Consider the following 14,254-nt stretch of genomic DNA (forward strand, 5'->3'; position numbering starts at 1 on the left):
TTTATTTTATAGGGCAAGTTAAATTCCAATTATTTCATAAAACCATCAACAATAATTATTTCGCTAAAACAGCTAGTTTTTCTTCTACTTTCTTCAAGTCCAGGGCAGAATCAATTTCAAAACTATCGTTGCTACCAATTTTGTACAAATGAACATTTAAATCTTGAATGTTATCTTTTACAATATTATCCCAGTACAGTTCACTAAAATCTTCCTGATTTACTACTTCTTCTAGTTTCTTCACAATATGGATGCCATCTTCTTTTGACCAGTATGAAATACCACATAAAATGTAGTCATCGTTACCATCACCAATTTCAATATCATATACTTTACGATTTTCGTCATGCTTAATGATCCATTCATTACGGAAATCTTCTTTCTTCGCACTAAAGTATAGGGATGACTCTGGGTTCTCTATAAAAATATTACGGTGTAAATAAACATCCGCATCCATTACATATGCATCTTGTAAATATTCACGAACTAAATACATCGTATAAATGTTGTTGTACACATTATATTTGTCATTGTGCACAAGCTTCACATTATACTTCTCAACAAGATAATCGAATTTCTCTGCTAAATAGCCTGTTACGACAATAATTTCTTCTACACCAATTTCCTGTAAATATTCAATTTGACGCTCTAGCATCGGCTTGCCATTTACTTCTACTAATGATTTTGGAGTCGTTAACGTTAATGGACGTAAACGAGTTCCCATACCCGCCGCTAATAAAATCGCTCTCATGTTACTTCACCTCTATATTTTTTCGCTTTTGTAAATTCAGTTATATCTGCAACTGTTAATATAGCTCCTACAAGGATCGCAATACAACAAATAATTAACTTCCATGAAAACGGTGATCCTAATGCTAACATAGAAATGACAACCGCCCATGCAGAATACGTAATGTTAAGCGCCATCGCTTTTGTCGGTCCAATTTCATGAATTGCCTTATAGTAGAACACGTAGGAAGCTGTTCCAACTAATGCAACCACAATGATTAAAATAAACTCGCTGCTCATCACAACCTCTTTTGTTAAGAAATGCCCTCCAACTGAAGGTAAAATAACAAGTCCATATGTGACTGCTGAAACAAGCTGACGAATTTGGAGTGCCTCTTCTGGAGATACTTCTTCATCTTTCATACCGTACGCACAGATAACACATTCTAAGCCCCAGCCAACGATACAAATAAGGACAAAAATAAATCCTAACATATAGTTTTCCGTTGCAAATCCATCGCCTGTAAATCCAAGTACGATAATAAATGCAATACTAATGATAAGTCCAAGCCAATTCCATGAACGAAGACGGTCTTTCAAAAACACAAATGCAAAAAACGCACCCACTGCTGGATATACAGCTGAAATCGCTGCTGTATAAGAAGCCCCGATATACTTTACAGCTAATACATAAAACGTCATCCCAATTGGTCCACCCATAAGTGCTCCTAACATAACGAACCGTCCACTTCTCGTTTTCAGCTTAGAAAGGGCCGTTTTGAGTTGACCCTTTATCGCCATATAGATCATCATCCATAATGTGGACATAAAGTCGTGTAAAAACGTACTAACTAGAGGAGCAAGAAACACAACTTGTTCTGTTGCTAACATCAGTTGTGAAGATAAAATAATCCCAATCAATACCGTATCTACAGCCCAAGCAAATCCAGAAAATATTCCATAAAATATGCCTTTACTTTGCACTTTTCTCATCGTTATATCCCCCACTACAACTCTAAGAAGAGCTGTAAGTTTTTCTTCGCACGATTATAGCGATCCATTCCATATGTCCCAAAATCACTGCCTGTTGCTTCTTTAATCTTCGTCCAAATACTCCATAAGAAATCTTGGAAAATCTTATTCATCAATATTCTTCTCTGGTAAGACTCTTCTACTTCCTCGTTAAAATAGTAGGATAAGAATAACTCCTCCTCTTCTGAAGAAAAGTCGCACTCTAAACTATGTGCTGCAATATCCCACATCGGATCGTTCATACCGCCATATTCCCAATCGATTAAGTATATTTTGTCTTCTCCACTCTTAACAAAGTTTTCAGGAACCGTATCATTATGACAAGCTGTTAACGTAACATCCATCGCCTCATACATATCCTTTAACCGCATTACTTTGTTCTTCACTTCTGCATAATCATCAAAGTTAGAGCCGTTTACTTTATTTAAAAGCCCTTCATAATGCTCTATTTTTTCAAACACATTGAAAGTATTATTCATTTCGGCATTTGAACTGTGTAATTGTTTTAATATATTCGCCGTTAACTTCATATTATCACTGCGTTTTGCCGTTTTCGGATTCAATGTTTCTGCGTTTGGAATTAACTCTGCTAATTTCACACCAGTTTCTTCATTAAAGTATAGAAGTTCTGCATCAATTCCTAATTGGCTCGCTAAATTAGAAGTTACCATTTCATCACGGCGACTAATCATATCTTCTGTACCGCTTCCTGGAATACGTAGCACATATTCGGATTTTCCAACACTTACTTTGAAATTCGTATTCGTCATACCACCAAATGGCTGAATACCTGTAATTTCATCTTTTGAAATAGAAAGTGCTTCCGAAACATATTTTTTAATTTGTCGTTCTTTAAACTCTGCTTCTTTTTTCACTAAGCGAGGATAGATTTTATTTTTCACAACTTCATATTGCTTCGGTGTATCAATCTCTGCCCATACAACATCTGGTAACTTTGCATAGCCGACATCGTACAACCTTGCAGCATCAAGAAGTAAATATTCATAGTTCACATATGGATTTTGATTATGACGGAATGTTGCTAACATGTTCATGAACACTTCATACGAGATTTTAGAAATCCCAACCATCTCACCATCAATACGATTTAACTGATGAATGTCCTTTGAAATTTTATACAGATAGCCATCTTGAATCTCAACAAACGCTTCATCACCAGATCCACTCTCATTTGTAATGAGTACACAGTCCGGTTCTGGATGATGTAACACTTGCACAAGTGCCTTCTCTTCGATTAAAATATCATCTTCAATTAATAAGAAATCATCTGTAATCAGTTCCTGAACCTCTGCTAGCGATGCCATTGATCCTGTCCACTTATATTTCGGATTTTCCACAAAGTGCACATTATGACGACCTGTCCAGCCTTCAAACTGCTCCTTCTTATAGCCAACAACCACCACAATTTTTTCAATGCCATTATTTTTAAGGATTTCTAAACTGCGATCTAACAAAAGCTTTTCCCCAACCGTTAACAAACCAGATGGTTTTCCAAACTCATGACGCTTACCAGCCGCAAGAACAACAGCTTGCGTAACCTTCTTGCCCTCTTTGCGATGGACTCTAAGCTTCTTCCCTTGGTAAGCCGCTAGCTCCTGTCGCATGTATTCAAAGCCTTTCTGGTACAAATAATAATTCATGTACTTCCCTGACTTTTTGCTATAGATGTATTGATTCTTCGTTAAATCATTCATAATATAATTCACTTTACCAACAGATATATTGCACTGCTCTGCAATCTTTTTTTGGTTCATCTGTGGATTTTGATTGATAACCTCTAATATATTTAATACTTGTTGCATAGAGCTCCCCTCCATCACCCGATTTCATCCGTTCATTTTTTGAACATGTCATTATCATATCATCTATGGACATAAACGTAAATATTTTGTAAATTTAATGTATGCTTTGTAAAGAACATCCTTTATGAATAATATTAACGAAAAAACATAATCAATAAAAGTATAAGGAACAACATATAAAAAGACTGTAGTTGCGTGTCAATTTATCACTGATGTATACTTAAACTTATGATTGTAATCTCTTTCCATGCAATCTGAACCATAAAAAATTTGTCGTATCGATTAGAACAATGGAGGAATTTATTTTGGATTCAACACAGTTAACACCTTTAGAGCAAGCTCAAAAAGTGATGCTGGATATGCTCATAACGGTTCATAAAATCTGTAAAGAACATAATATTAAATTTTGGATCACAGACGGTACTTTACTAGGGTCTGTTAGACATAAAGGATTTATCCCTTGGGATGATGATGCAGATCTTGCTATGCTAAGAGAAGATTACGATAAATTTTTACGCATTATTCCAAACCATTTACCAGAGCCATATAAACTAGAAACAGAAAAAGTAAACACACACGGCAAACATAACTGGACGAAAATTCTCTATCTAGATGATTTTGAATGGCAAGAAAGCGATGGTACACACCGAAAAGGAATATCCATTGATATTTTCCCATTTGACTACGTTTCAGAATCGGCAACGCCGTTAGAAAAAATTGTCCGAAAACTTGCCGCAATCAATTATCCTTCAAAAATAAACGGTCCTGCAGATGTAGCAAGAAGAATTCTAAACAAATCGAAATTCTTTAAACTATATGTAAAAGGCCTTAAAAAAACAAACACTGTAACATACGGAATGGAAACCGGCTATTACAGATGGCATAACTTCGAGCTTAGTGAAATCTTCCCGTTAAAAGAAGGAATTTTCGATGGACACATGTTCCCTGTTCCAAATGATGCAGATCGCTACTTATCAGGAATGTATGGAGACTACATGCAAATACCAGAAGAAAGTAAACAAAAAGCTCATATGCAAAATTTAAAAGTTGGATAGGCTACACATATAAGATTTGGACAAAAATAAGGCGCTACCTATCCTTTATACATAAAGGATAGGTAGCGCCTATTATTTACTATATAAATACAAATTGAAAAACCGACATAAAATCCTTCTTTTCAGGTGGGAGAGAGCATCCAGCCATGTATAGAAGCGGTCAGACCCTTTTCCTGCCCCATGCCAAGGAAAAACAGAGAGAGAAAACAAGTAGCAGGTCACCTTTTGCTGTTCTTAGCAGCTTATATATGAGACATCAAAAAAAGTCTAATGTCCCATTACAGGATCATTAAGCTTATTCCTTATACTCAACTACTATTTTGTTAACTCTAAATGAGTTTTTAATTTATTAGACAAATCTTTACGATCTTTATCAGGAACGAAATAGTACCAAACACCATCCTGCTTATGACCGTCACCAGGAATTTGAATTTCCTCTTTTTTATTCATCGCAGCTTTATAATTACTTTGAAGATCCCACATTTGATCTTGATTTAAATTTGTTTTTACGTTTTTCTCAACAGCACCTAACATCGTGCCAAGTTTTGTAATAGATGATATGTTCGCGCCTTTACTAATAACCGCTTCTAGCACTTGACGCTGACGCATTTGACGACCAAAGTCACCGCGTGGATCTTCCTTACGCATACGCGTATACTTCAGTGCCTGCTCGCCATTTAGATGAATGTTCCCTTTCTCAAATGACATACCTTCAAGCGTAAATGCCAAGTCATTATTCACATCGATCCCGCCAACAGCGTCAACAATATCACGGAAACCTTCCATATTTACTTCAATATAATAATCAATTGGAATATCTAAAAAATTTTCAACCGTCTTCACAGACATATCAATTCCACCAAATGCATACGCATGGTTGATTTTATCTTTCTTCCCTTTCCCAACAATCTCCGTATATGTATCACGAGGAATACTTACAATTTCCATCGAACTTTGCTTCGGATTTAATGTTAATAACATAATCGAATCCGAACGCCCTTTATCTGCCCCACGCTCATCTGCACCTAATAATAAAATAGAAACAGGTTGTTTATTTCCTAACTTCACATCAGTAGAACGTTTCTCAGAATGATCTCGTTCAAGCGGTGTATACACTTTATCTATTGTCCCCGAAACGGATGAGTACAGATAATACGCATAACCGCCTCCTGCAATGACAAGAACGCCGATAATACCCAGTATCCAAAATAGAATTTTTTTCATTATGTAACCTTCTTTCTTGAATCAGCTTTATAGGTTTTTAAGGAATAAAGTACCACACCCATTATACATGGGATTAGTTTCTATATCCAAATTATTCTATAATTTCATACATATATGTTTTCTCATTAGATACCTTACCATACACAAAAAGCCTCGTCTTATCTAGCATAGGATAAGACGAGGCTTTTTCACGTTTACATTATTTCTTCAAAAAAATTGATGATATGTCTAGCAAATCATAAAGAAAGCATTTACAAGATCATATTCACTTCATACATTCTGCTTCTTGGTAGCCATCCTTATTATTCGACTGCCATTTCCATGAGTCCGCGCACATTTCTTCAAGCCCGCGCTTTGCTTCCCATCCTAATTCACGTTTCGCTTTAGATGCATCTGCAAAACATACAGCAACATCTCCAGGACGACGCTCTGTAATTTTATATGGAACGGACTTTCCTGAAACTTTCTCGAATGCTTGTACCATCTCTAGCACGCTATATCCAGTACCTGTACCAAGGTTATATGTATCTACACCTGTTGTATGTAATACTTTTTCAAGAGCCTTCACATGTCCATTCGCAAGATCAACAACGTGAATATAATCACGGACACCTGTACCATCTTTTGTCGGATAATCGTTTCCAAATACACTTAGTTCTTTTAACTTACCAACTGCTACTTGCGTTACATATGGCATTAAGTTGTTCGGAATTCCATTTGGATCTTCTCCAATACGCCCACTTTCATGTGCACCAAATGGATTGAAATAACGAAGTAATACAACACTCCACTCAGAATCAGCTACAACTACATCACGCATCATTTGTTCAATCATCAACTTTGTTTGACCGTATGGGTTTGTTGCATTTAAAGGAAATTCTTCTGTAATTGGTGATGTTTCAGGAAGACCATATACCGTTGCTGATGAACTAAAAATCATTTTCTTTACATTATGCTTCTGCATAACATCGCATAATATTAATGTACTTGTAATGTTGTTATGATAATAAGTAAGCGGAATTGCTACTGATTCTCCAACTGCTTTTAAGCCAGCAAAATGAATGACTGCTTCAATTGTATTTTCTTTAAAAATCACATCGATTGCATCACGATTTAGAAGATTTTCTTCATAAAATTCAAACTGTTTTCCTGTTATTTCTTTCACTCGATTCAACGATTCTACTGAACTATTAGAAAGGTTATCAACTACTATAATATCATAACCATTATTTAATAATTCCACGCATGTATGACTGCCGATATATCCTGCTCCACCTGTTACAAGTATCGCCATAATGAAGACCTCCCAGGGTTATTTATTTCTTATTTATTAACTTTTCATTACTTCTCTTTGTGAATTCCAAACAGAATGAGTTCCAACACATTATATCTATGTACTTCCTATTTTTCATTTTGCATCAAGAAAGCCCAATTGTATAAAAGGGAATTGGGCCTTCTTTAGACCATGACTATTTCTCTAAATCCGGCTTAGACACAAGCTTCGTATACACAATAAAGCGATCCGGAGCATCACCAATATACTCAAACGGATAACATGTCGTTAACGTTAATGTCTCATAATCAGTTAGAACGATAATCGTCTCATCATTCGCTCCCGTAATTTTGAAATCTGTTATTTCATAAACACACTCACCATACGGCGTTGCGAATTTGATTTGATCACCTTTCTTCACATCTTCCAGCTTACGAAAACTCGTATTCCGGTGTCCGCTTAACACAACATTCCCGCCTTGTCCTGGCAACGTACTCCCAGCAAAATGTCCGACTCCTGATTTCAGCTCTTTCGGGTGCGTCCCTTCTACAACAGGAACCTCATAAGAAAGAGAAGGAAACTTCAATTCACCAAGCTTCTCTCCTGGATCAGGAATTTTAGACCAAATTTGTTTAAACTCTTTTTCAGCCTCTACAGGCTTATACGGTGTAACAACTGTATGAGCTAACAATGTTGTTTGCTTTGTAAGTTCCCAGCCGAAAAAAGCAATAATCCCAAGACCTAACAAAATAATGGAAACAGGAATCCCGATGATTACCCATCTCCATTTTGACTTACGCTTATGTACTTTCTTTCGCTTTTCCATAGAGCGTATTACGCTTGTTCTACTTTACGAGCTAATCGTACTGCTGGAACTAATGCAGCTACACCTAGAAGTACAATTAATCCCCCAATTAGCATGTAAGTTTGTTCATAAGATGCTGTATTTGGCATTTCAGCATTTGGCATTGGAACAAAATGATCAGTTGCATTTAGCTCACGCTTTGCTTCCATCGCAACTTTCAATGAATTTACCAAGCTTTTAAAGTTAGCTGCTTGTACCATTTCTCTCGTTGGGTTAATTGTCGCAAGTAACTTTCCATCTAAATCTTTTAATTGAATTAATAAGTTATTATCCTTACTAATTGTATAGTTTAAAAGATCCAACGAATTTCCTTTTTCATCTACAAGTGCTACTTGTAGATGTGCAAGTTTCGCACTATCCAAGAATAAGCGAAGCATTTCTACTTTTTGCTCAGTTTTTAAACTCATTAACCCTTGCTGCATGTGCAGCCGGTGTAGCGAATGCTGTTCAACCGAGAGCAAGTGCAGCGACTAATGAGCCTGTTTTCATGACACCTTTGAAATTCATGGCTATTTCTCCTTTTTATAACAATTTATTAATTTAAATATATCATAAGCAATCCTATGTAGGACAACCTAATTGTGTGTATATCTTTTTACTAGATATAAAAAATGAATGGTTCCCATTCTTTGTACAATCATTAAACGTTATATTCACCTTTTTACCTGCTATTTTCTCACACACTTGAATCTAATAAACTATGCAGTGCTAATACATGTGCTTTTGCTACATCCATGACATGTACATAATCACCGACCGCACTACCATCTTTTGTACCGTATCCACCGTCTATCATAAAACTCTCCTCTTGTTTTTTTACTATATGCAATAAAACATTTGGTACAATATATGTTTCTGGGCGATGGTCTTCACCTATTTTCCCATCTGTATAAGCACCTATAGCATTGTGGTAATGAAGAGACATATAACGCCTTATAAAAATCTTCTAAAGCCTGTTCAATAATAAGCTTAGAATTCCCTTGAAAGACAACTGGGAATGGGACATATATTTCCTGCAATTGATCTTTATAAGGCATACCATGAACTGATATAGATGATGAAAAAACAAAATGTTTAATTTGATACGTGATCATTGTTAGTAACGGTGGTAAAATCCTTTATAACAGCTCGATGTTTTTGTGATAGCAGTTCTTTCACAACATGACTCCCGATATAACCCGCACTGCCGATTACCAGTATCACTTACCTACTTAAAATAAAAAAGTGCATTCAAAAAAAGAATGCACTTTTTATAATTTATTTCGTTACAACTTGCTTTGCTAATACCTCTTTAACAGTAGCGATAACCCTTTCTTGATCTTCCACTGTCATACTTGAACCAGAAGGTAAACATAAACCTTGACTAAACAGCTTATCAGAAATACTATCTGTATCACCATGAGTATAATATTTAGAACCTGCGAAGACAGGCTGTCTATGAAGCGGCTTCCAAACTGGACGCGCTTCAATATTTTGTGCCGCTAAAGCTTCAATCACATCTAAATACGTAACACCTGTTACCTTTTCATCAATTAATAATGTAGATAACCAACGATTTGGAACTGCATCTTCGAATTCTGGCATAAATGTAATTCCAGGTAATTCACCTAAAGCTGTTTTATAGCGAGTAAAAATATCACGACGTGCTTGCACACGATTATTTAATACTTCCAACTGCGCTCGTCCTACACCAGCCACAATATTACTCATACGATAATTATAACCAATATGACTATGTTCATAATGAACTGCTGGATCACGTGCTTGTGTCGAAAGGAAGCGTGCTTTTTGAATCGCCACTTCATCATTAGAAACAAGCATGCCACCACCAGAAGTCGTGATAATCTTGTTACCATTGAAAGAGAAAATACCAAACTTACCAAATGAACCAGTTTGCTTCCCTTTATAAGTTGTTCCAAGTGATTCCGCAGAGTCTTCCACAACTAGTACACCATACTTATCACAAACATCCATAATTTCATCCATCTTTGCACTTTGTCCAAATAAATGAACAACAATTACTGCTTTCGGAAGTTTTCCTGAAGCTTTTGCATCTTCAAAAGCTTTCTCAAGTGCAACTGGAGACATGTTCCATGTATCAGGCTCTGAATCTATGAAAATTGGTTCGGCCCCTTGATACGCAATTGGATTTGCACTTGCTGCAAACGTTAATGAAGAACAAAATACAGTATCATCTCTATTAACACCTAACAGTTGAAGTGCTAAATGGATTGCTGCAGTACCTGCGCTAACAGCAGCGGCACTTTTCACTCCAATATATTCTGCAATTTGATGTTCAAATGCATCTACGTTAGGTCCTAGTGGCGCAATCCAGTTTTGCTCGAATGCTTGATTTACATATTTTTGTTCATTTCCGCTCATGTGTGGTGGTGATAAAAAGATTCTTTTGTTTTCCATGCTTCCATTACACTCCTTATGGTAACGTAACTTATTTTATAACTCTTGCGGGCAAACCTACTGCTGTACAAGAAGATGGTATATCATGAATGACTGTTGCTCCTGCACCAATTATACTCCATTGGCTAATTTTTCGATTCGGGATAACAATTGCCCCTGCACCTATTTGTGTACCTTCATTAACAAAGACTGTTCCCGTTAACGTCGCATTTGGAGAAATATGTGCAAAATCACCAATCTGATTATCATGTTCTATCACTGCTGCAGTATTAACAATAACATGCCTTCCAATTATAGTATCCGCATTAATAACTGCTTTAGGCATAATAACAGTTCCAAATCCAATGGAAGCAGACTCACTCACTACAGCAGTTGGATAAATAATTGTCTCATAACTTCCATCCTTCAATTCTAACTGCTCAACTATCCTTTTTCGTACAGCATTATGCCCAATCGCAAGCACAAGTTTAAATCCAATCTCTTCTATTATTTCTTTAATAGAAGAGATTGGTCCATAACATATGCCCTGGTCCTCACTTAAACATTCATATTTATCATCAAATATAGCAACAATCTCATAACCTGTATTTGCATGAATCATATCTATAATAACTTTCGCATGCCCACCTTGACCAATTAAAGCTATCTTTTTCATTTCACCACTTCTTTATTTGAGTTTAATCCTGTAAATTTCTGCATCGTCACATGACCTTGTTGACTAATCCCTTCTGATTTAAAAACCTTTGCAACTGTTAAAAATAAAATCTTTATATCTAACCAAAGGGACTGATTATCCACATACCAAACATCTAATTTAAATTTATCTTCCCAAGAAATTGCATTTCGTCCATTTACTTGCGCCCATCCAGTAATACCAGGGTGCACTTCATGACGTCTAGCTTGTTGGGAGGTATACAGTGGGAGATATTCCATTAATAATGGACGAGGTCCTACTAAACTAATATATCCTTTTATTAAATTAATAAGTTGTGGTAATTCATCTAGACTTAACTTTCTAAGTAATTTACCAAATGATGTTAAACGAACATTATCTGGTAAGAAATTACCCTCTTCATCTTTTGCATCTGTCATTGTACGAAACTTGTATACATAGAAGGGTTTTCCATGTAAGCCTGGACGTTGTTGTTTGAAAATAATAGGACTACCTAGTTTGAACCTTACAAGAAGAGCGACAATTAAAATTATAAAAGACAACAACATCAGAGTTAAAACTGCTGTAAGAGCATCAAAAGCCCTTTTCATAATATCCATCACACGCCTTTAATTATTTACTAATTGCTTCTTGACACTTTCTAAACCTTTAATTTCATATAAATTATTAAAATTAATATACATTATTTCTGGGTTTTTACATTTCACACAATTACGTGTATCCAGGATAACAGTTTTTTTTGCATGTTCTAAAATACTGGTCTCATTTAGATGCTTAAATTCATTATGATCTGTTAAAACAAGTACACAATCTGCATCTATAATCGCTTCTTCAAAGTCATATAGATTAAATACTACTTGTTGTTGATGGACATGTGGATCATGTACCGCTACTTCATATCCTTTAGCTGTTAATAAATCTACAATTGTCATCGCAGGACTTTCTCGAACATCATCAATATTTCCTTTATAAGTAATGCCTAGAACAGCAACCTTCCCATTACTTGGAACTATTTTTTCTATTTGATCTGTAATAAATATCGGCATAGAATTGTTTATTTCTCTAGAATTTGAGATTAGTACGGATTGTTCTGGTGCCTTTTCGATGATGAAATAAGGATCGACTGCTAAACAATGGCCTCCAACACCTGGTCCTGGTAGGTGTAGATTCACACGCGGATGATGATTAGCTAAACGAATTACATCTAATGCATCAACATTTAACTCTTGAGAAATTTTGACCAATTCATTTGCAAGTGCAATATTAACATCACGATACGTATTCTCCATTAACTTAGACATTTCAGCTGTAACAGCAGTAGTCTCTAATATCTGTCCTGTAACGAAGCTACGATATAGCTCTGCAGCCTTGCTAGTAGAAATATCATTGATTCCCCCAACAATTCTTGTATTTTCAACTAACTCAATTAATATACGTCCTGGTAACACTCGTTCTGGACAATGGGCTAGATAAATATCTTCTCCTACAATCCATCCATGTTCTTTGAAAATTGGCGCCACTACATCATCAATTGTTCTCGGAGGAATTGTAGATTCAACAATAACTACATTTCCTGGTTTTACAAAGGGTACAATAGATTTTGTCGCCCCAATTACATAATCTAAGTTTGCAGTATGATCTGCATTATGCGGTGTTGGTACCGCAATGATATATGCATCTGCATGAGTTGGTTGAAGACTAGCTTTTAATCTTCCCTTCCCAACCATTTCTTTAACTAATTCTCCCAAACCAACTTCCTCAATGTGGATTTCCCCTTGATTAATCATTTCTATCGCAATTGGATTTACATCTACACCTGTTACAGTATAACCAGCTTTTGCAAACATTGCTGATGTGGGTAATCCAATATAGCCTAGTCCTACTACGCATAAATTTTTACTCATTGCTATTTCCTCCTATTTGATTATACTTTCAATTTCTTGAATGTATTTATGTGCTAAAGCTTTTCGACTAAATTTCCTTTGCACGTATTTATAACCTTTAAGACCCATTTCATCTAATCGTTCTCTATTATGATAGAATTCTAATATTTTCTCTTTAAACTGGATAATATCTTCAGGATCAACATAAACTCCACATCCACTTTCCTCTACTAATTCTCTAGCAGCTCCATCAATTCCAAGTAAAATCGGTTTTGCACATGACATATAATCAAACACTTTATTAGGATATACTGTTTTAAATGTATCTACCTTTTTCAAAACTGCAGTACAAATATCTGAAGCATTACAAAAATCAGGAATAACTGCCTTTGGTTGCGAGTCAATAAATATAATATTTTGTAGCCTTTCACTCTTAACTCTTTTTTTCAGTCGTGCTTTTTCCATCCCATCTCCAACTAATAGAAAAGCTATATCTTCATATTCTTCGCATGCCTTCGCAAGATTTAAAAGACTATCTAAATTATTCGCTAGCCCATGTGCCCCCATATAAGTAACGACAAACTTATTTTGCAAACTGTATTTTTCACGAACCCAGTTATCTTTTTCACCTGGTTCGAAAATATCTAAATCTGCCCCATTTGGGATAAAAGTTATTTTATCTGGAGAAATATGTTTCTTCTCAATTAATACATTACGAAACGCAGGAGTTAAAACATTGATTTTATTCGCAAACTTATAAGACATTTTTTCAACAAAAAAAGCCATTTTTATTAATGGCTTACTCTTTAAAACCCCAGTATCAATAGCCGATTCTGGCCATAAATCTCGAACTTCAAATATCATCGGTATTCTTTTAAACCATTTTGTAAAAATACCAGTAACCCCAACAAATAACGGCGGAGAAGTTACAATTACAATATCATGACTTTTCACCCTGAAAAGAATAGCTGTTAATGAAGAAACTGTAAACGAAAAGTACCCCCATAGCCTTCCAAAAAATGACTTATTATAAGCTTCAGATACATATGTTCTTAGTACTTTTACATTCGGGGAATACTCCTCTGCTACAATCCATTTTCCTTTATACTTCTCTTCTTTTTTACCCGTAGTGTAATGTACAGTCCCAGCCACAACTGTAATCTCATGTCCTTGCTCTTCCCAATACTTAACAAATTGATTAAATCTAGAACCACCTGGGTCATCTTTTCCTAAAAAATACTGATGAAGTAATAAAACCCTCATAATTTTTATGCTCCTA

The 14,254-nt window shown here is 35.6% G+C and carries 15 protein-coding genes; 1 reads left to right on the forward strand and 14 read right to left on the reverse strand.

Annotated elements, in window-relative coordinates:
• Positions 1-55: 55 nt before the first annotated feature.
• From NSQ40_RS26535 to NSQ40_RS26545, 3 genes are read right to left on the reverse strand one after another with little or no spacing between them, the layout of a single operon-like run.
• Positions 56-751 (reverse strand): CTP--phosphocholine cytidylyltransferase, encoded by a 696-nt coding sequence (locus tag NSQ40_RS26535; protein ID WP_018764993.1) that lies wholly within the window; start codon positions 749-751, stop codon positions 56-58.
• Entirely contained in the window at positions 748-1,722 is a 975-nt protein-coding gene (locus NSQ40_RS26540) for a DMT family transporter (RefSeq protein ID WP_018764992.1), read from the reverse strand. Before NSQ40_RS26540 ends, NSQ40_RS26535 begins: the two co-directional genes overlap by 4 nt.
• Positions 1,723-1,736: 14 nt before the next feature.
• Positions 1,737-3,584 (reverse strand): NTP transferase domain-containing protein, encoded by a 1,848-nt coding sequence (locus tag NSQ40_RS26545; RefSeq protein ID WP_041488634.1) that lies wholly within the window; start codon positions 3,582-3,584, stop codon positions 1,737-1,739.
• A gap of 290 nt (positions 3,585-3,874) precedes the next feature.
• Between NSQ40_RS26545 and NSQ40_RS26550 the strand changes: the two genes are divergently transcribed.
• Entirely contained in the window at positions 3,875-4,639 is a 765-nt protein-coding gene (locus NSQ40_RS26550) for a LicD family protein (protein WP_003202215.1), read from the forward strand.
• Between the two features lie 315 nt (positions 4,640-4,954).
• Here the strand turns inward: NSQ40_RS26550 and tagU are convergent, their stop codons facing one another.
• From tagU to NSQ40_RS26600, 11 genes are all read right to left on the reverse strand, one after another.
• Positions 4,955-5,863, reverse strand: a complete 909-nt coding sequence (gene tagU / locus NSQ40_RS26555; RefSeq protein ID WP_033797507.1) for a polyisoprenyl-teichoic acid--peptidoglycan teichoic acid transferase TagU — start codon at positions 5,861-5,863, stop codon at positions 4,955-4,957.
• A gap of 265 nt (positions 5,864-6,128) precedes the next feature.
• Entirely contained in the window at positions 6,129-7,157 is a 1,029-nt protein-coding gene (galE, locus tag NSQ40_RS26560) for a UDP-glucose 4-epimerase GalE (protein WP_033797508.1), read from the reverse strand.
• Between the two features lie 175 nt (positions 7,158-7,332).
• On the reverse strand, positions 7,333-7,962 hold the full coding sequence (locus tag NSQ40_RS26565) for a class D sortase (RefSeq protein ID WP_003202210.1): 630 nt from the start codon (positions 7,960-7,962) through the stop codon (positions 7,333-7,335).
• A gap of 8 nt (positions 7,963-7,970) precedes the next feature.
• Positions 7,971-8,423: a hypothetical protein gene (locus tag NSQ40_RS26570; protein ID WP_033797509.1), complete on the reverse strand. Its 453-nt coding sequence runs from the start codon at positions 8,421-8,423 to the stop codon at positions 7,971-7,973.
• Between the two features lie 254 nt (positions 8,424-8,677).
• Complete coding sequence (locus NSQ40_RS26575; RefSeq protein WP_003209186.1) at positions 8,678-8,926, reverse strand: NAD-dependent epimerase/dehydratase family protein; 249 nt, start codon at positions 8,924-8,926, stop codon at positions 8,678-8,680.
• Positions 8,927-9,075: 149 nt separating this feature from the next.
• Positions 9,076-9,204 (reverse strand): NAD-dependent epimerase/dehydratase family protein, encoded by a 129-nt coding sequence (locus tag NSQ40_RS29550; protein ID WP_113708569.1) that lies wholly within the window; start codon positions 9,202-9,204, stop codon positions 9,076-9,078.
• Positions 9,205-9,258: 54 nt separating this feature from the next.
• Entirely contained in the window at positions 9,259-10,419 is a 1,161-nt protein-coding gene (locus NSQ40_RS26580; protein ID WP_003202204.1) for an aminotransferase class I/II-fold pyridoxal phosphate-dependent enzyme, read from the reverse strand.
• Between the two features lie 31 nt (positions 10,420-10,450).
• Positions 10,451-11,074, reverse strand: a complete 624-nt coding sequence (locus NSQ40_RS26585; RefSeq protein ID WP_033796577.1) for an acetyltransferase — start codon at positions 11,072-11,074, stop codon at positions 10,451-10,453.
• Positions 11,071-11,691: a sugar transferase gene (locus tag NSQ40_RS26590; RefSeq protein WP_003209182.1), complete on the reverse strand. Its 621-nt coding sequence runs from the start codon at positions 11,689-11,691 to the stop codon at positions 11,071-11,073. Before NSQ40_RS26590 ends, NSQ40_RS26585 begins: the two co-directional genes overlap by 4 nt.
• A gap of 9 nt (positions 11,692-11,700) precedes the next feature.
• On the reverse strand, positions 11,701-12,996 hold the full coding sequence (locus NSQ40_RS26595) for a nucleotide sugar dehydrogenase (protein WP_033796576.1): 1,296 nt from the start codon (positions 12,994-12,996) through the stop codon (positions 11,701-11,703).
• Positions 12,997-13,008: 12 nt separating this feature from the next.
• Positions 13,009-14,238 carry a glycosyltransferase family 4 protein gene (locus NSQ40_RS26600; protein WP_003202196.1) on the reverse strand — a complete coding sequence of 410 codons (1,230 nt, stop codon included), beginning with the start codon at positions 14,236-14,238 and terminating at the stop codon, positions 13,009-13,011.
• Positions 14,239-14,254: the final 16 nt, after the last annotated feature.

It is taken from the genome of Bacillus sp. FSL K6-6038, assembly GCF_038050455.1.
Classification (GTDB): domain Bacteria; phylum Bacillota; class Bacilli; order Bacillales; family Bacillaceae_G; genus Bacillus_A; species Bacillus_A pseudomycoides.